The sequence below is a fragment of the Vreelandella andesensis genome (assembly GCF_003989795.1).
Lineage (GTDB): Bacteria > Pseudomonadota > Gammaproteobacteria > Pseudomonadales > Halomonadaceae > Vreelandella > Vreelandella andesensis.
Map to the genome: position 1 here is coordinate 386,036 of NZ_RZHG01000019.1, position 22,427 is coordinate 408,462.

Sequence of the window (22,427 nt, forward strand, 5' to 3'; positions counted from 1 at the left end):
CTGAGCATCAGGCTTTCTTTAAGATGGCTGGTCATTTCACGTGCGTTGGCGGTCTCTGCAACATTCATTGACTCCTGGATTTAAGCAGATAAACATGGCCGCCGAAGGCTGTCGGTTCACTTCCTACCTTCTATAAGTCATTGTTGTTCCAGCGTGAACAAGGAAAACAGTAATCAGTCACTCAGTAGTGGCCAAGCAGCTTCCACCATAGACCGCCAACCAACACCCAAATGAGCAGATTGACCACGCTCATAATGAAACCAGCTTTCCACCACTCTCCAAGCGTTAGGTAGCCTGAGCCAAAGATCACTGGCGAAGTGCCCGTTGCGTAATGGGTTAACGTCATCATAATAGAAGACGTGGCCGCCATAATAAGCACAAAGGGCATGGGAGGGGCGCCGAGGCTTAGGCCAACGGTCAGAAATGCCGCCATCATCGCGGTGATATGCGCAGTCGTGCTGGCAAAAAAGTAATGGGTGTAAAGAAACGTGAGCACCAGAAGTGCAGAGGCACCTGCCCAACCAATTCCCATCATGGTAATCCAGTCGCGTATATTTGCAGAAAACCAAGTAATTAAGCCTGTTTCGTTGAGCTGGCCGGCCATCATGATAAGTGCGCCAAACCATAGCAGCGTATCCCAAGCATTTTTCTCTTTAAGCACATCTTCCCAGGTTAATACCCCAGTCAGCAGCAGCATGGAAAGCCCAATAAACGCAGATGTTGTGGTGTTGAGCGTGACGCCATCTCCCAAGAAAATCGCCGGGATATCCGCCCAAAGTAATAGGAGAACTAAGAAAACGAACAACATGATGCCTTCGTTTCGGCTTAGTTTGCCTAGCTCGGCTAGCTTGTCCTTTGCTAATTGTGCGGCATTAGGCGTTTCTTTAATTTCAGGCGGATAAAGCAAGTACAGAATATACGGCATTGCCAGGATGGCGACTAAGCCCGGCAGTAACATGGCAGCTGCCCAGGTTAGCCAACTTAGCTGTATTTCAGCGCCGGTAGCTGATGAAATAAGTTGTACTGTCAGAGGGTTAGGGGCTGTGGCTGTTATAAACATCGCTGACGTTATCGGGTTGCTGTGATAATTCACCAGCGCTAAATACTTGCCAATTTTGCCCGAGGTATTGTCCTCAGGGCGTGAGTCAAAGCTGTGCGCAATAGAGCGCATAATGGGGTGAATAATCCCCCCGCCGCGAGCTGTATTACTTGGCGTGACCGGTGCAATCGACAGTTCTGAAAAGGCAAGCCCATAACCAATCCCCAACGTGCGTTTGCCAAAAATAGAGATGAAATAGTAGCCGATGCGCGCGCCTAAACCGGTTTTGATCAACCCACGCGAAATCATAATCGCAATAGCAATTAACCAGATAAGCGGATTGGCGTAACTGCTTAACGCCACATTGATGGCTTCGCCGGGTGTATCTCCAGTAACGCCGCTTGCTGCGACAATAGAAATCGCAATCACAGAGATCGCGCCAATGGGCATGGCCTTGCCAATGATCGCGACAATAGTGCCGACGAAGATCGCCAGCATGAGCCAGGCATTTGGCGTTAGCCCTTCGGGCAAAGGAAGCACTAGCCAAATGAAAAGGGTCACAGCCACAGCGATGGCGGTCGACCAAGGTTTGAAAGGTAGTGTCGACATAATGGGCACCTATAGACAGATCGAACAGAACAGAGGGACCGACAATGACGGGTAGCAGCGCTCTCGATATAAATAAGATAGCGTGTTAAAAGCTATTTAATCCTATAGGAGTCTAATTTATCTCTCGTTGCGCTACGTCAATTGCCGTCCTTCAATCTAGTTGGCTCGATAGTGTTATGGCCCGATAGTGTTATGGCTCAATAGTGTTATGGCTCGCAACGCTGACGAGCTATATCGTTTAGTGATAGCACTCCAATCTGTCTTGGCGGTGTCCTCTCAATAGCTCGGTAAATGCATTAATCTTCAGGGGTGAGGAAGGTAAGTCGCCATAAATGTCATGGACACCTTCAGGACTTACATTAAACGCATCTAGGAGAACTTATGAGCCATCCCGTGATGCTGTAGGGTTCAACATTGAAGCCGTCAAACAGGATGCCGAACTCGGCCACCGCTCTACCTAGTGTCTTAAAAGGCACCGTTACGCTTATTAGTATCGCAGTCAATCAGCGCGATAATCTGATTGCTGGCATGTTGCCTGGTTATCGTTGTCAGCCGCTAGCGGTCCACCTCTCATCTCGGTTACCCTGCTTTTAGTGGTACTATCCTTTGCGTTCCACAAATAAAGGTAGCCGAAGAAATGTTAGGATTCCTGCAGGGATTTTCCTATGGCCTCTTTATGACCTGCCTGCCCTGGCTGTTGGTGGGGCTTTTTAATCCTGGCCTAGCGATTCCGAGTGCGGCACCCGGTCGGCTCAACGTTGTCTTGCGCTATTGCCTGACGGTGCCTTTCATCAGCATGCTGCTGTGGCTGACCTCTCTGTGGGGTGGTTTCAGCCCAAGCTTGCTGGGCTGGCTGGCAGGCATTGTCGCCATTCCAGTGGCACTGCCGATTGAGCGAACCCTGAGAGGCTGGCTGGCCCGCCGGCGTGCCCGCCGCCAAGAGGCCGAAAGCATTGCCAACGCTCATCAGCGCCGTGCTCAACAAGAGCGCAAGGCTCATGAAGCAGGAGTATTGGTGCTCGACCCGGCCAGGCCGCCTGAAGGCGCTGATGAATTAGTCGTGGCCATGTGCCGAGCCAAGCAGCATCTGCTCGACGTTCATCGTCCTGATTTGGCGATCCTGGCTGACCGTCTTTATAGCCGTTATCGCCACGTGATGGAGGTGCTGAGTGGCCGATTCCATAGTAGTGAGCTGGCCTTTGAACGTTCGCAAGGTCTGGTTACGCAGGTGTGTCTCGGTTCGGTGGATACGTTAACGGCCATGGCGTCTCAGGCGCGCAGCGTGGTGAGTGTGGACGGCAATTACGTACGCGACCGCCTCACCCGGGAAAGCCAGCGGTTGAGCGATAAAGAGCGCGCCGCCCTGATGCGGCGTCTGGATCTGCTCGGAGAGACCGAGAAGCGGCTGCAGGAACTCTCCGCTCAGGTTGAATCGGCGTTGACCGTGCTCGACGACACCGCCGTTTCCATGGCGCGTATCGAGACCGCTCGCCCCCAAGCAGCGGTCACCACCGAGAAGGCGCTGGAAGATCTACGCCATTTCGTCGAGGGTGCGGGCCGCTATGCGCGCAAGGATTAAGTTGGCAGCGGATGCTGCCATCCGGTTTTCAAGAGCGGTTTTTAAGCACAGTTTTCAAGAACAGTTTTCAAGAACAGTGGAGATGCCCATGACTCAGCCATCCGATGACGCAGGTCGTCTTTCCTTGCCGCCGGTCGAAGAGATCGCCGCCGCGATCACCTCTGAGGGCACTGGTGCCGATCCTGAACTTGAGGCCATGGCTGACCGCTTTGTCACGGAGATTCTTGCTGAAGGTGACGAGGCGTCGGTGGTTAACCAGCGTCGTGCGGTGGACGAAATGGGGCTTGAACTGCAGCAACAGGCCGCACATCGCAGTGCCATGCTACAGACACCGCTGCGCCAGCTGGCGCATCAAGGTGATGAAGGCGGGCCTGTCGCTAAGGCGCTGACGGATCTGCGCGGGCGCATGGAAGGGCTCGACCCTACTCGTCATCGTTTGGCACCCACCGTCCTAGATCGCGTTATGGCGATTATTCCCGGTCTTGATAGCCGCCTGCAGCGCTACTTTCGCAAGTTTGAGAACGCGCAGCAGGCGCTGGATGCGATCATTGACGAGCTGGAGGGTGGTCGCGACATGTTGCATCGTGACAACCTCACCCTGAACGACGACCAGCAAGCACTGAGGAAAATTCTGACGCAATTGAACCGCCAGATTGCTTTGGGCCGCCTGATTGATCGCCGCCTGCAAGACGACATCGCCGCACGCGCTGCCGATGATCCTCGGCGTCATTTCCTTGAGGAGGAGATGCTCTTTCCTCTTCGCCAGCGCATTGTCGACCTTCAGCAACAACTGGCCGTTAGCCAGCAAGGCGTGCTGGCGCTGGAAGTGATCATTCGCAACAACCGAGAACTAATGCGTGGCGTGGACAGAGCCATTAACGTCACCGTTTCGGCCCTTACTGTGGCGGTCACCGTGGCCATGGGAATGGCCAATCAGCGCCTGGTGCTGGATCGCATTGAAGCGCTTAATACCACCACCTCGCAGATGATTGGCGGCACTGCCAAGGCGCTGCGCCAGCAGGGTGTGGATATCCAGAAGCGAGCGTCCTCAGCCATGCTCGACATGCACCTGCTTGAAGAAGCGTTCGGTGATGTTATGGGGGCCATTGATGACCTCTCGACGTATCGTCGGGAGGCACTGCCTAAGCTGGATGAGCAGATCGATCGTTTGGCGACCTTGTCCAGGCAGGGCAGCGCCTCCATCGAGCGCCTTCGCGAAGGGAGCGAATCGCACCTGCAAGATGGCCGCTTTGATCAATCCTCACCAACCCAATAAAACCGAGCGTCTTAATCAACGTGGGTAATGGGCTGGCGGTCGGGATCAATATGCCAAGGTAGGCCAAGGCGGGTGTTGCGCTCTAGCTCGGCAATCACTTGGGCACCCAGCAATAAAATGATGGCGCCGACTTCCAGGCTGATCAGCACAATCACCAGCGTTGCTAAGGAGCCGTAAACGGCGTTGACGAACGAGAGGTGGGTAAAATAGTAGACCAGTATCAGCCGCACGCCTTCCCATAGTAGTGCCGCGACGAACCCACCAATTATCGCTCGGCGTAACGCGATACGCACCACCGGCAGCACTTTATAGATAGCGCTGAACAACAAGAAAACGCCAGCAAAACTGAATAAGTTAAGTGCTGTTTCGGATAAACCTGCAAACGGTAATTCTCGCTCAAACAGCGCTATCATCAGCGTATTGAGTGAGCTGGCTAATGTGACCACCAGTGTTAAGGCCATTAATCCCGCGCCTAGCACTAACATGAAGGCGTAAGGCAGCATCACCGATACCCACGCACTACGCTTGATATGGGTGCTCTCTGTTGCATGGAAGATAATCGCTAAAGCATCTTCGAGCATGCGAAAGGCGAAGGAACTGAAGACCAGTAGAATGGGTAAGCTAAGAATGCCGATGACGTCGCGGGACTCCAGTAGGCCGCGAACGGCGTCCATCAATACCTCGGCATGGGCGGGTGCTAGGTGGCGTGCTTGCACGGCAAGAACGTTCAGTAAGTGCTGTTGGTCTACCACTTGTGTCAGCAGCACGACCAGCACCGCAAATAGCGGCACGATGGAAAGCAAAATGTTGTAACCCACCCCACCCGCTAGCAGGATGCCGCGGTTCCTTAAGAAATGACACAGTACACGCCAGGCGAATAGAGCCAGCCGAGGCAGCAGGAGAAGTAAGGCATTAAGTACGGTTTGGTTGCGCCCCATCGCTTGCCATCCTCCTTTTGCGCCAATGCTGTGCCTTGGCGGTTTGATTGTTCAGCGACAACACTGTTCAGAGATAGACTGACGCACAGGCCAGCAAAATGATAGGCAACGATCAGATTTGTGCCTATTCCTGCCATAGCGATTCGGTGCTGGCGACGGCAGAAGCCATTGCGAGTAGGCCATGTTTGATGATTGTTAAAAAAGTGGGAAGGCGTGTTAAACGACGACAGAAAAGCCGTTTCTTCAGTCAAGAAAAGTAAGGGATTAAGGCAAGTAAAGAAACCTAATTTTATATCAGATTAGCCGGTGTATACGTTTCCCTGTTGGTCTTCAAGCACAAGTTTAATTACGCGTAATCACTTACTGAGCAGCTAAAATATCAAGAACCTTAAACCACCGGGGGACTTTGATGCATCAGGTTCCAGAGTGTGTCGACAGGTAATGTATCTTCCCCAGTTCGACGATAACACGCCACTACGAGTCTAGGGCCACCGAGCAAGTCAATTAATGATATAAGTTTACCTGATATCAGATCGTCTTCAATCAGACCACTTGGCAACCAACTGACCCCAAGTCCCGCCAACGTAAGTTCGCGCATCCCGATAGTAAAGGACGTTTCGCATACCAGTTCGGTATCGTAGCGTCGCTGAAGATTGAGAAGATATGGGCTTGCCAGAGTACTGCCCATAAAGCTATCCGCACTGTATCCGATCAGTGGTAGATGTGATTGATTTTCAATGTTAAATAAAGGTTTGCCAAAACGATTCGATGCGCAAACAGGAATTAATTGCTCTGTCCCGAGGTGAATCCGCTCAATTTCCTCATCATCAAAGCTTAATGGGACCCCTTCTAGTTCGCTACATAACAATAGGTCAGCTTCCCCTCGCTGGAAGTTGCATATGCACTCACTGCGGTCAGAAGATCGAACTTGTAAACGTGTGTCAGGTGCATTTTGGCGGAAATAACGCAAAAGTCGTGGTAAGTAACTCACCATAAGCGTGTGTTGGGTCGTCAGAATCGCACGAGGGCCATGTAAGGCATCTGCTCGAATGCGACTACGCATGGCATAGAGATGTGCCAACCAGTCTCGCATAGCCCCTTCATAGGCGTTCGCATGAGCCGTCAATGTTAATCGTGATGAGTGGCGATCAATCAGTTCAACCCCTAACCATTCTTCCAGTTGCCTTATACGCCTTGAAAATGCTGGCTGGGTGACATGCCTTAGTTCGGCGGCTTGGGAAAAGGTGCCAGCATCAATAAGAGCAAGAAAGTCTTCTATCCACTCAATTTTCATATGTAAGTTCTGGGATGGTCATAAGTTTCAGGATTTATTTCCTTGTATGCAAAAAACTAATCAAGACTAATGATCTTGGCATTGGTTTGCATTACGGGCAACTAATAACCTTCAGTAAGACCGACTGGTGATGAACAAGAGTTCACAGTCCTATTGAAGCGGTCATTTAGAGAGCACGCTTATGCAAACAACTAATCGCCTGGAGGCTCATATGCATCTTTCCCGCTTTCCCCGTGTCCGGTTGGGCCACATGTCGACACCCCTTGAACCGATGGATAACCTGAGCCGCTTATTAGGAGGCCCACGGCTGTGGATCAAACGTGATGATTGCACAGGCTTGTCCACTGGCGGTAATAAAACACGTAAATTGGAGTTTTTGATGGCGGATGCCATCGATAAAGGCGCTGATACGATTATCACGCAAGGGGCAACGCAGTCTAACCATGCTCGCCAGACGGTTGCTGCTGCCTGCAAACTGGGCCTTGAGTGCCACATTCTGCTAGAAGATAGAACAGGAAGCGATGACACCGCCTATAACTACAACGGTAACGTTTTTCTGGATCAGTTGCATGGCGCCACTGTCAGCAAGCGCCCAGGTGGGGCTGATATGGCGGCGGAAATGGAAATTTTGGCAAGTGAATTAAAAGCCAAAGGTAAGTCGCCGTACATCATTCCTGGCGGTGGTTCCAATGAAATCGGGGCGCTTGGTTATGTCAATGCCGCGCTTGAACTTCTTGCTCAAGCGAATGAAATGGGCCTTCAAGTGGATCACCTGGTGCATGCGACAGGTAGTGCAGGTACTCAGGCGGGCCTTGTGACTGGATTAGCGGCCTGTAATTCAGGTATTCCCGTTCTGGGGATTGGCGTTCGTGCGCCGAAAGATAAACAGGAAGCCAACGTTTTCGCTCTGGCTCAGAAAACAGAAGCGAAGCTTGGTTTGTCTGGCGTTGTCTCTCGGGAAGACGTTGTTGCTAACTGTGATTATGTTGGTGACGGCTATGGAATTCCTACAGAAAGCATGGTCGAAGCAGTCACCTTACTCGCTCGTCATGAAGGCATTCTGCTCGACCCGGTTTACTCCGGTAAAGGTATGGCAGGTTTGATTGATCTGATTCGCCAAGGGCATTTTAAAGAAGGCGAAAATATTGTCTTTTTACATACTGGTGGCAGCGTGGCGCTGTTTGGATATCCCGAAGCGTTCGGTTTTCCCGACTATATGGCTGGATAAAATGAAGAATATAGTTTGGTTTTAAATATCCAATAAATTGAATTAATTTTTTAACTATAAGTAAATCGATAAAATAATATAAAAATATCAGCACGCCACCTAAGAAATACTATATCAACTGTAATAGTTTTTATAGTTCTCAGGGAATTTTGGCAATGGATGCCAAGTAAATAAAAACAGACAGAGGTGTTGAAATGAAAGATTTACACAAGACAGCAAGCCGTTTTTCTGCGACAACCATTGCGGGTCTGCTTTGCTTGATGGCACTGCCAGCTTCCGCCCAAACAGCGATAAAAATTGCTCACCCCAATGTGCCGGATCACCCAATGGGTCAGGCTTTCAGCTATTTTGAAGAGCTTGTTGAAAGTCGGAGTAATGGTGAATTTGAGGTTGATGTCTACCATAGCAGCCAATTTGGTAACTTTGATAGCGTTGTACAAGGTCTGCAAACAGGCATGCTTCAAATGGGGTCTGCTTCCACCCCTAATCTGGCACCGTTTTCTAATGATTTCCTTATCTTTGATATGCCCTTCCTGTTCCCCAGCTATGAAGCGGCAGACATGATAACGGACGGGCCGATTGGTCGAACCGCCGCTCAGGCACTTTCTGAAACTGGCATTATCGGCTTGGGATATATTGATATAGGCTTTCGCCATATTTTCAATAATAAACGTTCGGTTGAAACCATATCGGATCTTGAAGGACTTAAGATCCGCTCAACGCCAAGTAGTGCACATATAGCAACGCTGGAGTTGTTAGGAATTAACCCTACACCGATCTCATGGAATGAAGTTTACACAGCTCTGCAACAAGGAACCGTCGATGGCATTGATATCGATTTGAATCTTGCCTGGTTTAATAACTTCCATGAAGTTAATAAAAATTTGACGCTAGTCAGAAGCCTATATAGCCCGCACTTGGTGATGATTAGCCAGAATTTTTACGATTCGCTTGATCCAAATGATCAGATTATGATTTCGGAAGCATTTGCTGAAATGAAACTTTATCAGCGTAAATTGATTCGTGAAAATGAAGAAATGATTATTGGAGAAATGGAAAAAGCAGGCGTTAATATCGTAGAACTTAGTGAAGAGGAACGCGCTGAATGGGCTGCTGCCACCCAAGGTGTTTACGATCAGTTTGAAGATGAAGTGGGCAGTGACCTCATAGAGCGTGCTCGTGCCACCATGACCGAATAAGAAAAACTGCAATACGGCAGGGGCTCATGGCTCTCTGCCGTATTTTTACAGTATCGAGTCTCATGAGGGGGCAATATGAAACTATTGCGCTTTATTAATCGATTTGAAGAAATTCTGGCGTCACTGGGCTTGGCTTTCATGGTCATTCTAATCAGCATGCAGGTTTTTTTTCGCTATGTACTGGGTAGTTCTCTTGGATGGTCGGAAGAGTTAAGCCGTTATGTTCTTATCTGGGCTGTTTATATAGGTTGTAGCTTTGCAGCAAAAGAAGACCGCCATTTAGAAGTAACCTTTATTCGGTCACTCCTGGGGCCACGTGCCAGGCGATTTGTTATATCACTTTCCTATATTGTCACCCTTGCTTTCTGTGGTTTTTGCGTTATTTGGGGCATAGAAATGCTTAATTTCCTTGAGCGCACTGGTCAACGTACACAGACACTCGGTGTAAGTATTTATTGGGTTTATCTCTCATTGCCTGTGGGTATGGCTTTGATGGGAATACGTATACTACATAGATTATGGCTTGTCGGTATCAAGGGGCAATTGCCCGACACTAATCTCATAGATAAAACACCTTAGGGGAATCATATGGACTTTACAGTTGTTATGATCGCAATAACACTATTAGTTCTTCTGGTGTTAAGTGTTCCTATTGGCGTTGCCTTGGGAATGACGGTTATCGTCGGCATTTTTGCAAGTAACATCCCGGTCACTTTTCTCGCCCAACGACTGATAACATCACTGGATTCTTTTCCGCTATTAGCAGTGCCCTTTTTCATCATGGCGGGAGAAATCATGCAAAAGGGCAGCATGGCAAAGCGCCTGCTAACATTTTCCCGCTGTTTAGTTGGACATATTACCGGTGGCTTGGCGCAGGTCTCGGTCTTGACTAGCTTGTTTTTTGGCGCGTTGAGCGGTTCATCGCCTGCAACAGTGGCTGCTATTGGTGGGGTGATGATCCCAACCATGAAAAAAGAAGGGTATAGCAGTTCTTATGCTGCAGCGGTCAATACGTCTGCTGGGTGTCTCGGTGTGATGATTCCTCCTAGTATTCCTTTGATTATTTATGGCACAACCGCTGGCGTTTCTGTGGGTGATTTGTTTATTGCAGGTATTCTGCCTGGTATTTTTGTTGCTGGCGTTCTCATGTTCGTTTCTTATGTGATGGCGCGTTATCAAGGACACGGTGTCAAAGAAAACCGCCCCCCAATACGTCAAACCATGCAGGCTTTTAAGCAAGCAATTCACGCACTAATGGTGCCCGTTATCGTACTCGGTGGTATCTACGGTGGCATTATGACACCCACCGAAGCAGGTGTGGTTGCTGTGGTTTATGCACTTCTGGCGGAAGCTTTCCTACTGCGTTCGCTGACGCTGAACCATCTCTGGCAGGTATTGCGTGGCACCGCCCTTACCACCGCGACTATTTTTCTTCTCATCGCCACGGCCTCCGCCTTGGGGCAGCTGTTGCTGTTCAATAATGTACCCAACCAGATAGTATCGTTTTTAACGGGAATTTCTGAAAATAAGTATATTCTTATGCTGCTTATTATATTGTTAATGCTGATACTGGGAACCTTTATGGATGCATTGGCTAACATTCTTATATTAACGCCATTGCTTTTACCAGTTGCCAAACAAGCAGGCTTTGATCCGATACATTTCGGGATTGTCATGATTGTCAGTGTTGCTATCGGTTTTTTGACACCTCCCGTTGGTGTGAATCTTTTTGTTGGTTGTAATATTGCCAATATAAGTATTGAACGATTAAGTATCGCCGTTCTTCCTTTCCTGGGGGCACTGATCTTGGCTCTGCTGGTATTAGCCTTTGTACCGCAATTAAGTCTGATTCTTCTGGGCCGGTAAACACAATATTTACATAAAAGGTTTAGTAAAATGACAACTGTATCTGATGATCCGTTAAAAAAAGGACTGATTGATTTTGCCAGGCGGCTGCGTTCGGGTCATACATCGGCTAGAGCCGTGACAGAAGCGTATCTTTCACGTATCGAGAGCCTAAATCCAACGTTTGATGCCTATATCCATGTGGATGCTGATCAGGCTCTTAAAACGGCAACTGCCTTGGATAACTTACTCTCAGCAGGTGTTGATCTAGGACCATTAATGGGCGTGCCAGTCGCCGTTAAGGATTTATTTGCAGTTGCAGGTATGCCGGTAAAAGCAGGCTCTAACCTGGATTTAACTGATTGTATTGGCCCTGAAGGACCTTTTATCAAATCACTTAGGCAGGCGGGTTGTGTATTTCTTGGTAAAACAAGAAGTATAGAATTTGCGGCGGGTGCCCAGAATCTGATTCATCCAACGCCTTGGAACCCTTGTGATATGAGCACACCCAGAACGCCAGGAGGTTCCAGCCATGGTTCTGCTGTGGCAGTTGCCGCAGGGCTGTGCGGGTTTGCTATTGGCTCTGATACCGGAGGGTCAGTTAGGCAACCAGCGGCCTTGTGCGGCATTGTGGGATTGAAAACTTCATATGGCATCTGGTCGACAGAAGGAGTGTTTCCTCTGTGTCCCTCAATGGATACCGTGGGGCTGTTAACTGCCAGTACGGAGGATGCTTCAACCGTGTATGCAGCGCTGGTAGATGATAAGGCGGCTTCTGGCGTAAAACTGACTGGAATTAGACTCGGCGTACCTGAGCCAGAATGCATGGACACTATGGATGCTGACGTTGCAGATAGGTTTAAATTATCCCTCCAACATCTGCAAAACGCAGGTGTTGAGCTTGTTCCAATAACATGGCCAACAGAGCAGGAGCAGCAGGATATTAAAGCTATTTATGCGGGTATGGTGCCAGCCGATCTTTTGACCACATTGGGAAACGAGCGTTTCCAGAGTCAGCGACATGCCATTGATCCTGTTGCGGTTCAGCGTCTTGAAGGCGGTGTGGGGTTAGCTGCTACGGAGTACATTCGTTTGCAGCGTATGCAAAAACGGCTGGCTGAACTTGCTCGTGATCGAATTCAGGGGCTGGATGGTATTGTCAGTCCGACTACACCCCTGACGCCCCAGGCAGTGAAAAACGTCAGCAAAAGCGTTGCTACAGCTTCAGACTTTGTTGCGCGCAGTCTGAGTTATACCCGAGCTGCTAACGTATATGATATGTGCGCAATGACTATTCCAATACCCGGTGATCCAGGCAGTATGCCGGTGGGTTTGCAGCTTACCTGCGCATCGCAGGAAGAAAGCAAGCTCTTGAGTCTTGCAAATTCTGTTTCGCACATCATGTTAAATAAAACCAGGATTAAATGATGTTTGATAAATAAAATGTTTAAAAATTATATAAAGTATATTTGCCTTGGGTGGTGTTCTAAGCGATATATAAAATAATTTAAATCTCTTTATTTCTGCTGCTGATATTATTTATTGTTAATTTTTTAAACTAAACCCTTTACGCGAACATCTTCACGACCCGATTTAATCGGGTCGTCGCTTCGCTTATGCATCCATCATAAATCGGAGGCGCATTAATGAAAGCACGTTCTTTCTCACACTTTCGGAATCTTGCGAGTGACTCATTCGGTCACTACCGTAACGTCAGTCGAGGCCTTCTGGTTTGTGTGACGATTGCTTTAGCGACCACTTTTATTGCCGACCATTACGGTGGCCCAACCTTGCTTTATGCATTGTTATTCGGCATGTCATTACACTTTTTAAGTGAAGAAGGTGCTTGTAAGGCAGGGATTGAATTTGCAGCACGTACCGTATTGCGCCTGGGTGTGGCGTTACTCGGTGCCCGAATGACGCTGGAGCAAGTGGGTGGCTTGGGGGTAGGGCCGGTTTTGATGGTGGTTGGCTGTGTAGCTTTTGTCATTATTATGGGGAGTTTACTCGCCAAAGCACTTGGCTTGACGCGTGAACTTGGTTTATTGACCGGGGGCGCAGTGGCAATATGTGGAGCTTCAGCAGCTCTGGCGTTATCTGCTGTTATGCCTCGCAACGAAAATAACGAACGTAACACCATACTGACAGTAGTCGCTGTCACGACGCTTTCGACTATGGCAATGGTGATATATCCATTAATCGTTGGCGTGTTATCACTGGGGGATTTTCAGGCGGGGATCTTTCTAGGAGGGACGATCCATGATGTGGCGCAAGTGGTAGGAGCGGGTTACATGATCTCCGACGAAACCGGGGATGTATCCACGCTGGTCAAGCTGGTCAGGGTGGCAATGTTGGTACCTGTGGTAATGGTATTCATGTGGTTGTTTCGCAAGTCGCGCCATGAAGCGGGTGAGGCATCCAAAATGCCATTATTACCTGGTTTTTTAGTTGGATTTATCGTGCTGGTTTTGGTCAATAGTCTCGGACTTATCCCGGTTCCAGTTAATGAAGCCATGACGACGTTATCGCGTTGGTGTTTGGTAACGGCAATTGCTGCCCTAGGAATCAAGACATCTTTCCAAAAGCTTGCCGTTGTGGGTTGGCGACCTGTGATCTTAATGGTCCTAGAAACCTTATTGTTGCTGTGTGTTGTACTAGGCGTTGTTGTATTGGGTGGGTTAGGTGCTTGACGGGATGACTGATGGCGTCAGATAAATGACGAAGAATAATCCGGTATTGTTAAAAGTAGTTAGAGGCAACATGCTGCTGCGTTCTTTTTTTAGGGTATAACACTAATTTTAATGATTGGTTATAAAGCATACTGCTATGCTACTTCGGTTTTAAAACCTGAATACCGTAAGTGCTGCACTTATTACTTGAATTCAGGATGGTCTATTCTGTGGTTTAGCTTTTTTTATGCTGACACTGGAAAAGAAATATAGCATTCTGTCGTGGTTTATACGCTTTTTCGCGTGGTTTTTACAGGTTGGATGCTCCTGCATTATGATACGGTTCGGCGTTGTCAATACATGGTGGTTTGTTTCTAAACGTAAACAATATTAAAAAAGTTTTGATATTCACTACATTGCAAGATCGCACGATATATAATTGTTTCGCAGTCGTGCCATTCATGCGCATGCCCGCCGCGCTAAATTAGCGCTATTGAAATATGACTGTTGTGGTTTGACTTGTTTTTCTTTGCTGTCAGTATACGGCGGTGAAACTAAAAATTATGGAGATGCAAGATGGCGTCAGTACTGAGCGATTACATCAAGAAAGAACAAATGTTAAAACAGCTTCAGGAAGAGCTACAAGCACTAGAAAGTAACAGTGAGCTGAAGAAAGAGCTGGAATTCAAGGAAAAGTTACAAACGCTTATGACCGCACATGGCAAGTTAGCCCGCGACGTATGCGAAATGCTTGACCCGTCGTACCACTCTCCGTCGGTTAAAGGCAACAAGATCAGTAGTACTGATGGACGTAAAAAACGCCCATTAAAAGTGTATAAAAATCCGCATACGGGGGAAGTGGTCGAGACGCGCGGTGGTAACCATAACGTTATTAAAGAGTGGAAAGCAGAATTTGGCAATGAAGACGTTGTTAGCTGGATCGTAGAAGAGCGCGCCTAATTTATCTATTCGCCGTTCGCTTGGTTACTCCACGTGAGCGGCAAATAGGTGCACGAGGCCTTGACGCCTAGTCGTTCGTAAAATTCGCGTACCATCCTGATCTTTAAGACGGGCCAAGTACTGGCAGCGCGTTTCATCTGTATCATCACCTACCTTCGCCTCTGACCCTACCTTTGCCTATAGTCCTATCAGCATTACTTTGCTCCGTTTTTTGCATAGCCAGAGACAGCCATCGTTGTGTATGACGATAAATTTAATCGCTTTTTATCCCTTTTTTTATTAATACGTAACCACAACAATTATGGCATTGCTAACTTTTTGTATAACTAGGCTAGCTTTTGTATAAGTTTATGGTTTTTAATGGTGCTAGCTGTCTTCCTCGTGCAAATGCAAGTCAGCGGTGGTGACAGAGACGCCGCCACGCTTGGGCGGGGTGCGAAAAATTCATGTTTTAAAGATAAAAGGTGCTCTAAGAGATGACTTCCACCAATTCCCCCGCTGGGCTGCAGGCATCGACATCTTCCGGACTTTTTCCCCGCACTGTTATGCTGGCTGGTAACAATTCTGACGCGACACGGCGGGACATCGAAGCTTGTTTTACCGCGACGTTTGACCGTTACGAGTCACTTTTCACCACGCTGGTGAATGAAGAAGCGTACATTCGGAAGTCTATCCCGCTTAGGCATCCACTGATTTTCTATCTCGGCCATACCGCGACATTTTTCGTCAATAAGCTGGTGCTAGCTAAACTCCTGCCTACCCGTATTGATCCCAATATGGAGTCCATTTTCGCTGTTGGCGTTGATGAGATGAGCTGGGATGACCTGAATGAGGATCACTATGAGTGGCCATCAGTCAGTGAGGTGATGAATTATCGCGCCAGGGTTCGTGCAGCGGTTCTTACCTTGATCCGTGAATTACCGCTTTCGCTCCCGATTGGTTGGGATAGCCCATTCTGGCCCATCGTCATGGGCATAGAACACGAACGTATTCATCTTGAAACGTCTTCTGTGTTGATTCGTCAGCAATCGCTTCATCTCGTTACACCGCAACATGATTGGGAACCCATCCGAATTACCGGTGAGCCACCGGAAAACACGTTAATCACCGTTCCGAAAGGAGAGGTGACGCTAGGTAAATCCTTTGACGACCCTTGGTATGGCTGGGACAACGAGTACGGTCATCATCACGGCGATGTCGAAGAGTTTAAGGCCAGTCAATTCCTGGTGAGTAATAGTGAGTTTCTTGAATTTGTCGAAGCTGGTGGCTATCTCAGTGATGTGTTTTGGTCTGAAGAGGGTTTGGGCTGGCGCAAATTTGCCAAAGCGACGCATCCGACGTTTTGGGTGTGGAAAAACGAATGGTTTCTGCGCTTGATGACAGAAGAAGTGGAAATGCCCTGGGATTGGCCGGTAGAGGTCAATTTCCACGAAGCCAAAGCCTTCTGTAACTGGAAGAGCGAGCAGGTTGGCCAGCCTGTGCGCATGCCAACAGAAGATGAATGGCATCGTTTAGCGGAGGAGGCGGGTGTCAATGAACTTGAGAGTGACACGCCTGCTCACGCCAACCTTCACCTAGATCATGGTGCGTCTTCTTGCCCGGTGACCCGTTTCCAGCACGGTCAGTGGTTTGATGTGGTGGGCAACGTCTGGCAATGGGTGGAAACCCCCACCTATCCGTTCCCTGGGTTTGATGTGCATTCGCTATACGATGATTTCACCACCCCGACGTTCGACAACCAGCATAACCTGATTAAGGGTGGTTCTTGGATTTCCTGTGGTAATGAAACCCGTCTCAGTGCCCGCTATGCGTTTCGGCGTCATTTCTTCCAACATGCAGGCTTCCGCTATGTGGTGTCGGATGCCGAAGTTAAGATGCCCAGCGCCTATTATGAAAGCGATGCGCGCATGGCCGAGTACGCTGAATTCCATTACGGCGATGAGTGGTTTGGCGTTGCTAACTTTCCGCAAGCATTGGTCAATCGAGCCTTAGCCAGCCTAGCGGGTAAGCCGAAGAAGCGCACTCTGGATCTGGGGTGTGCTAGTGGGCGCTCCAGCTTTGAGCTGGCCCGTGAATTCGAAAACGTTGACGGCGTGGATTTCTCGGCCAATTTTATCCGCCAGGGCGTGGAAATGGCCGAACAGAAAGTGTTGCGTTATACCCGAGTAGAAGAGGGCGAGCTGGTTAGTTATCAGGAGCGTACATTGGCGAGCCTGGGGCTGGAAGAGGTGGCGAGCCGCGTTAGTTTTCATCAAGGCGATGCTTGCAACCTCAAGCCGCAGTTCAGCCATTATGACCTCGTGTTGGCCGCTAACCTGATCGATCGTCTCTATAAGCCTGCACAGTTTTTGCAAACCATTCATGAGCGTATCAACGCAGGCGGTATATTGATGATCGCCTCACCCTATACTTGGCTGGAAGAATATACGCCCAAGGAGGAGTGGATTGGTGGGTTCAAGAAAGATGGCGAAAACGTCACCACCCTAGAGGGTCTAAAAGCGCTGCTTGAGCCTCATTTCCAGATGATTAGCTCACCAGAAAAAGTGCCTTTTGTGATCCGAGAGACCATGCATAAATATCAGCATAGCCTCTCAGAAGTTACTCTTTGGGAGCGTCGCGCTTAACAAGGGCTTAAAAAAGAGACTCAATCGCCTGGTTAATTGAAGCATGTTCGGTTAACTGGGCGAACATACTTTCGTCGGCTTCTCCGTTGATCAACCCAAGCAATACTCCTAACACGGCGCCTCTGTGAACATTGTCACCGCCGATTTCCGCATTTATCTGTAAGGCCTTCATAGGATTCTGTTGGTGTTTGCAGGCAAGATATAGCACCGCAGGCCAGGCATCCGTAATGTAACAGGCGGTGGATAAAACTCGTCCTACCACCTCGCGTTCGGTGTATTGGCTGGCAATCAGTTTTGTCAGGTCACGTTTCGAGAGGCCTCGTGTGGCCTGCAGCAAAAGCTCCTGAACCGAGCTTTCATGGTCGCGAAAAAGTAAACCGTCGATCAGTTCGACGTAAGCGTCGCAAACCTCGGCAAGAAAGCTATCTGGGTGGGTTAGGGCAAGGTGCTGGCGGCAACGTTTGCGGGTATCCGACAATGAAAGCCCCTTCAAACGTTCGCCGATGACCAGTGGGGCAATGGTCACCAAGCCTCCAATGGAAGGCGTATCGTGAGTTACCGCGCCACACTGTGTGGGCGGCAATCCCTTTTCAAGATTTGCAAAAAAACCGCGATGGTAAGATTCAGCATAGGTATCTGGGTGGGCCGGCGTCTCTGCCGTCATTAAGCGGATATAAGCCTGTAGGAAGGTGTCGCTAGTATAGTGCTGGTCTGGTCCTGCCATGGTTTGCATAAGCGTTAACGCGCAATGTGCATTTAGCGTGTTATCTCCAGCTACCATGCCTTGGTGATAGTGTACGTTTGGGCGGTTCCAGTACGACTGCTTTCCTTTCAAAATGACGTCGCCAACAATCTCGGGCTGTTGATTACTCGCTGCACGTTTGCGACCACCGCCACTGGTAGAGTGCATCGACATGATGGATGATGGATGAAACTTGGGAGGTGCTTCAAACGTTTTAATCCCATTAGGAAAAGCGCTGTCGATATCGTGAACGTTATAGAACCAATGCGCAGGCATGGCCAGCGCATCGCCAATAAACAGGTTTTTAAGCGCCGCGGTCGCTCTTAATGAAACGTTGTTCTTCATGGGCTGGCCCCGTAATGTCTTGTTGCGTGGCTGGAGTGGTGTAGCAACCCTGATCGTGATGGGAGCGAACTGGATGAAGCATCGGGCATCCCAAGGTAGGGGTTGAACATTTACTTTACCGTGAGTCTGTGAATATATAAAGATTGTATAATAAGTTGGTTTGGCGGGAGGACGGAACGCGTGGGAAATTGCTTGTATCGTCATCCAACGAGATCAAAAAGCAGTCAACAGTTAGCAGGAGCAACGCAATGGAGCTACTCAAAAAGCGCACCGGCCTAACGGCAGCCATGCTGATGACGGTAACGCTGATTAGCGGATGTCGCGGGCAGCTGACAGTGACGGTGCCATTGCCCCTGTTGGTGAACAATCCTGCTTCATTTGACGACAAGAATGTCGTTACCCAAGGCGTCGTGCGGCATTTCAATGATCCCCTTCATTATTGGATAGAAGATGAGCACCTTAATCGGGTTGAGATATTCCCCCATCAGGAAATAGCGCCATATTTAGGTGAAAGCGTGGAGGTGGAAGGTCAGTTTCACTTCTCGCCGAATAAGGGGCGGCGGCTTATCCTCGCTCGAGTTGACCAGTTACAACGCGAATAAACAGCGGTAATCCATGGAGAAACAAACAGTAAAAAGAAAACAAGGGCAAAGAAAACAAGGAGCAAAGCGTCACGTAAACCGTTTCTGTGGGGAAATGGCTTTATCATAAATCTAACGTAGCAAAAGTGATTGATCTATTGCTATAAATTCACTGGCTTCATTGATTAACGACGCGGCTGTGAACTGGGGAACGCCGTACACCTCCACTTTTTTACCGTGCTTAACACGTATTTTGTTGACTAGAAGATCGAAGTCTCCGTCGCCAGACACTAACACTATAACATCTGCCTGTTCAGCGTATTCCATAGCATCAAGAGCAATGCCCACATCCCAGTCGCCTTTTGCAGAACCATCGGATCGTTGGATAAAGGGTTTCAGCTTCACATTAAAACCAATCGCTCTCAGTATGTTTTGAAACTCCCGTTGCTTTTGGTCACCCCGATCAATGGCATAGCAAAAAGCGGCTGTAACGTCTCTATCGGCGGTTATTTGTGCCCAAAGCTTATTGTAATTAACGTTTTTACCATACGCTTCACGCGCGGTGTAATATACGTTTTGGATATCAATAAATATTGCAACTTTTATCATGATTTATCATCGTTTTTCGTTAGTTATCAGATGGGTTTATTGTTCAAGTAGTTTTAGCTTTAATATGGCCATTATTATAATAATTGTGAACTTTCACTCAAGGCTAATGCTGAAAAGTCATCGAACTATTCTACTATAGTTATACCCGATGATTGTCGGGAAAATTCATCACGTTAAAAAATCAATTACTGAACTGAGTAATATACGCCACAAAGCGTCGCACTTTGGCGAGTTCTCCTAAATGTTCAGGGTAGACAAGGTAGTAAGCACTTTCGCTGAGCAATCTATATGGCCAGGCGAGTGTTAATCGGCCACCTTCCAGCTCTTCGTCCACGGTAAAGTGAGGAACCAGCGCGACGCCTCCGCCTGCCATTGCTGTTCGTACCAGCATGGGAAATGTCTCAAAGCGAGTACCATGATAGCTACGGTCAGTGATGATCTGTTGGTTTGCAAACCAATGGTGCCACGCGTCAGGACGTGTCGAGAGGTGAAGCAGCGGCAGTCGTGTTACATCATTCACCGAGCTGATGGGGTGCTGGGCGAGTAATTCTGGGGAAGCAACCGCGACCATATCCTCATCAATTAGCTTATGACAAGCAAGGCTCGGCCAACTGCCATGTCCGTAAAACAGCGCGATATCGATACCCTGCTGTTCAAGATCGAAATCTTTTACGCGGTCATGAAATTCCAGGCTAATGCCTGGATTAGCACTTAAGAAGGAGGGTAATTTATTGGCCAGCCAGCGGCTACCAAAGCTAGGCAATGTGGCGATTTTAAGCACCTCGCTATTGCCGCTGTAGGTCATGATCGCTTGCGTCGACATCTCAAGCTGGCTGAGCACTTTACGCACGTCACTTAAAAAGATAGCACCTTCTGGGGTAAGCAGTAGGCTACGCCGCACGCGACGAAATAACTTATGTTGCAGCGTGGTTTCAAGATGTGCCACCTGTTTGCTGACGGCACTTTGCGTGAGATTTAGCTCGTCCGCTGCCCGAGTAAAGCTCATATGGCGCGCCGCCGCTTCAAAGCATTGCATCGCCGCGGTAGAAGGAAGATGTCGAGATGCCAACTCAGGCGCTCCTTATCCAGTGCCAGGCGCGTCGAGAAGACGGAATCGCCCAAGTCGAGAGAATTAAGGTCATACTATTCCCCTTAGTACCGCATATTGCACAATAAGCCCAAGAATTATTCAATTTATATATTCCATTTTGGAATGCAATGAACGTTTTTTTTCGTTTGCGATCTGCTGCATGAACCTGTTTGATAAAATAATATGCGCGCCTTTCAGACGCACTCCCCCATGATGAGCGTTATAAGATGGTCGTTATAAGATGGGCGCTATAAACAGGTGCGTTATTAACAGGTGCGTTATAAACATGCATTGATGTAATGGCTCGGTATCTGGCCATCACCCCAAATAGGTAAGAGAGCAATAAAATGACTCAAACAGACCTTCTTTCAACCAATGATGTTCGTGACCGTTTCTCAAAGGCGATGTCGGCCATGTATCAAGCTGAAGTGCCGCAGTACGGCACGCTGCTTGAACTTGTTGAACGCGTTAACCACGAAACGCTTAGTCAGCGGCCTGAACTGCATCGTCGCCTGGAAGCACAGGGTGAATTAGCACGTTTGAGCGTAGAGCGTCACGGGGCCATTCGCGTGGGAACCGCTGCAGAGCTTTCCATGCTGCGCCGTCTGTTTGCTGTTATGGGCATGTATCCGGTGGGGTATTACGACCTTTCTGAAGCGGGCGTGCCGGTTCACTCAACCGCCTTTCGGCCCATCGACGATGACGCTCTGGCGATTAACCCTTTCCGCGTGTTTACCTCGCTACTGCGCTTAGAGCTTGTTGAAAGTGAGGCGCTGCGCCAGCGTTCAGAAGAGATTCTGGCCAGGCGCGATATCTTTACCCCAGGGGTGCGCGAGCTTATCGAACGCCATGAAACTCGAGGTGGGTTTACCAGCGAAGAGGCCGACCAGTTCGTCAAGGAGGCGCTGGAAACGTTCCGTTGGCACCAGGAGGCGACGGTCGATCTGGAGACTTATCAGGCACTGCATGATGAGCACCGCCTGATTGCCGATGTGGTGTGCTTCCGAGGGCCGCATATCAATCACTTGACGCCGCGCACCTTGGATATCGACGAAGTCCAGCGTCGCATGCCAGAAATGGGCATGAACCCTAAAGCTGTTATTGAAGGTCCGCCGCGTCGTGAGTGTCCGATTTTGCTGCGCCAAACCAGCTTTAAAGCGTTAGAAGAATCAATTCGCTTTGCCGGGGATGCCCAGGGCACGCATACCGCGCGTTTTGGTGAAATTGAGCAGCGCGGTGTGGCATTGACGCCGAAAGGCCGCGCGCTTTACGATCAGTTGCTTAATGACGGGCGCAAGCAGACCGCGGGGTTGGATAATGACGCCCATCAGACGGTCATGAATAACGTCTTTGCCAAGTTCCCTGATAACGATGAGACCATGCGCCGTGAGGCGTTAGCGTATTTTCACTATCACCTGACCGAGAAAGGGCAGGTTGCTAAAAGCGTTGATACCACCGATATGGATACGTTGATTGCGCAGGGGCTGGTGGAAGCGCAACCGATTACCTATGAAGACTTTTTACCGGTCAGTGCAGCAGGTATTTTCCAGTCGAACCTGGGGGGCGCAGAAAGTGAAGCCTATGCTGGAAATGCTAATCGCAATGCCTTTGAAGAAGCGCTGGGAGCCCCGGTAACCGATGAATTATCGCTCTATGCTGAGCGCGAAAACGCATCTAAAACGCGGGTGTTGGCAAGTTTAAAAGGTTGAACGCCTGCTTAAGATTTGCCTGATATCACGCTTATTAGTTAAAGGATAATGTGGTCGCACTGGGTTTGAGTTGCCCAGCGTTTACACCGTT

General features: G+C 49.0%; 18 protein-coding genes. 12 read left to right on the top strand and 6 right to left on the bottom strand.

From position 1 onward, the window contains the following. Window positions 1–181: 181 nt before the first annotated feature. Window positions 182–1,648 carry a DASS family sodium-coupled anion symporter gene (locus tag ELY33_RS11430; protein ID WP_126948028.1) on the bottom strand — a complete coding sequence of 489 codons (1,467 nt, stop codon included), beginning with the start codon at window positions 1,646–1,648 and terminating at the stop codon, window positions 182–184. 637 nt (window positions 1,649–2,285) lie between these two features. Here ELY33_RS11430 and ELY33_RS11435 point away from each other — a divergent pair. Both ELY33_RS11435 and ELY33_RS11440 read left to right on the top strand, forming a co-directional pair. Next, window positions 2,286–3,227: a cobyrinic acid a,c-diamide synthase gene (locus tag ELY33_RS11435; RefSeq protein ID WP_126948029.1), complete on the top strand. Its 942-nt coding sequence runs from the start codon at window positions 2,286–2,288 to the stop codon at window positions 3,225–3,227. Window positions 3,228–3,315: 88 nt separating this feature from the next. Beyond that, on the top strand, window positions 3,316–4,503 hold the full coding sequence (locus tag ELY33_RS11440; protein ID WP_126948030.1) for a toxic anion resistance protein: 1,188 nt from the start codon (window positions 3,316–3,318) through the stop codon (window positions 4,501–4,503). An 11-nt stretch (window positions 4,504–4,514) separates the two neighbouring features. Here the strand turns inward: ELY33_RS11440 and ELY33_RS11445 are convergent, their stop codons facing one another. Beyond that, window positions 4,515–5,441: a YihY/virulence factor BrkB family protein gene (locus ELY33_RS11445; protein WP_126948031.1), complete on the bottom strand. Its 927-nt coding sequence runs from the start codon at window positions 5,439–5,441 to the stop codon at window positions 4,515–4,517. 388 nt (window positions 5,442–5,829) lie between these two features. Continuing rightward, window positions 5,830–6,735, bottom strand: coding sequence for a LysR substrate-binding domain-containing protein (locus ELY33_RS11450; protein WP_126948032.1), 906 nt, complete (start codon window positions 6,733–6,735; stop codon window positions 5,830–5,832). A 181-nt stretch (window positions 6,736–6,916) separates the two neighbouring features. Here ELY33_RS11450 and cuyA point away from each other — a divergent pair, with 181 nt between their 5' ends. The 8 genes from cuyA (at window position 6,917) to ovoA (ending at window position 17,260) form a co-directional block, all read left to right on the top strand. Then, the gene (gene cuyA / locus ELY33_RS11455) at window positions 6,917–7,963 is read left to right on the top strand and encodes a D-cysteate sulfo-lyase (protein ID WP_244208600.1); all 1,047 of its coding nucleotides are present in this window, start codon (window positions 6,917–6,919) and stop codon (window positions 7,961–7,963) included. A 194-nt stretch (window positions 7,964–8,157) separates the two neighbouring features. Next, complete coding sequence (locus ELY33_RS11460) at window positions 8,158–9,162, top strand: TRAP transporter substrate-binding protein (RefSeq protein WP_208644234.1); 1,005 nt, start codon at window positions 8,158–8,160, stop codon at window positions 9,160–9,162. 75 nt (window positions 9,163–9,237) lie between these two features. Next, the gene (locus tag ELY33_RS11465; protein ID WP_126948033.1) at window positions 9,238–9,741 is read left to right on the top strand and encodes a TRAP transporter small permease; all 504 of its coding nucleotides are present in this window, start codon (window positions 9,238–9,240) and stop codon (window positions 9,739–9,741) included. A 9-nt stretch (window positions 9,742–9,750) separates the two neighbouring features. Next, on the top strand, window positions 9,751–11,028 hold the full coding sequence (locus ELY33_RS11470; RefSeq protein WP_126948034.1) for a TRAP transporter large permease: 1,278 nt from the start codon (window positions 9,751–9,753) through the stop codon (window positions 11,026–11,028). Window positions 11,029–11,058: 30 nt separating this feature from the next. Beyond that, window positions 11,059–12,435: an amidase gene (locus ELY33_RS11475; protein ID WP_126948035.1), complete on the top strand. Its 1,377-nt coding sequence runs from the start codon at window positions 11,059–11,061 to the stop codon at window positions 12,433–12,435. Window positions 12,436–12,653: 218 nt separating this feature from the next. Continuing rightward, on the top strand, window positions 12,654–13,697 hold the full coding sequence (locus tag ELY33_RS11480; RefSeq protein WP_126948036.1) for a YeiH family protein: 1,044 nt from the start codon (window positions 12,654–12,656) through the stop codon (window positions 13,695–13,697). 555 nt (window positions 13,698–14,252) lie between these two features. Continuing rightward, the gene (locus ELY33_RS11485) at window positions 14,253–14,636 is read left to right on the top strand and encodes a histone-like nucleoid-structuring protein, MvaT/MvaU family (protein WP_126948037.1); all 384 of its coding nucleotides are present in this window, start codon (window positions 14,253–14,255) and stop codon (window positions 14,634–14,636) included. A 476-nt stretch (window positions 14,637–15,112) separates the two neighbouring features. After that, window positions 15,113–17,260: a 5-histidylcysteine sulfoxide synthase gene (gene ovoA, locus ELY33_RS11490; RefSeq protein ID WP_126948038.1), complete on the top strand. Its 2,148-nt coding sequence runs from the start codon at window positions 15,113–15,115 to the stop codon at window positions 17,258–17,260. 7 nt (window positions 17,261–17,267) lie between these two features. Here ovoA and ELY33_RS11495 read toward each other — a convergent pair whose 3' ends face one another. After that, window positions 17,268–18,347: an ADP-ribosylglycohydrolase family protein gene (locus ELY33_RS11495; protein ID WP_126948039.1), complete on the bottom strand. Its 1,080-nt coding sequence runs from the start codon at window positions 18,345–18,347 to the stop codon at window positions 17,268–17,270. A 248-nt stretch (window positions 18,348–18,595) separates the two neighbouring features. Between ELY33_RS11495 and ELY33_RS11500 the strand changes: the two genes are divergently transcribed. Next, a complete protein-coding gene (locus ELY33_RS11500) occupies window positions 18,596–18,949 on the top strand; it encodes a hypothetical protein (protein ID WP_126948040.1) in 354 nt (117 codons plus the stop codon). 111 nt (window positions 18,950–19,060) lie between these two features. Here the strand turns inward: ELY33_RS11500 and ELY33_RS11505 are convergent, their stop codons facing one another. Both ELY33_RS11505 and ELY33_RS11510 read right to left on the bottom strand, forming a co-directional pair. Next, window positions 19,061–19,537, bottom strand: a complete 477-nt coding sequence (locus ELY33_RS11505; protein ID WP_126948041.1) for a LabA-like NYN domain-containing protein — start codon at window positions 19,535–19,537, stop codon at window positions 19,061–19,063. A gap of 181 nt (window positions 19,538–19,718) precedes the next feature. Further along, a complete protein-coding gene (locus tag ELY33_RS11510) occupies window positions 19,719–20,606 on the bottom strand; it encodes a LysR substrate-binding domain-containing protein (RefSeq protein ID WP_126948042.1) in 888 nt (295 codons plus the stop codon). 368 nt (window positions 20,607–20,974) lie between these two features. Between ELY33_RS11510 and hglS the strand changes: the two genes are divergently transcribed. Beyond that, on the top strand, window positions 20,975–22,336 hold the full coding sequence (gene hglS / locus ELY33_RS11515) for a 2-oxoadipate dioxygenase/decarboxylase HglS (RefSeq protein ID WP_126948043.1): 1,362 nt from the start codon (window positions 20,975–20,977) through the stop codon (window positions 22,334–22,336). Window positions 22,337–22,427: the final 91 nt, after the last annotated feature.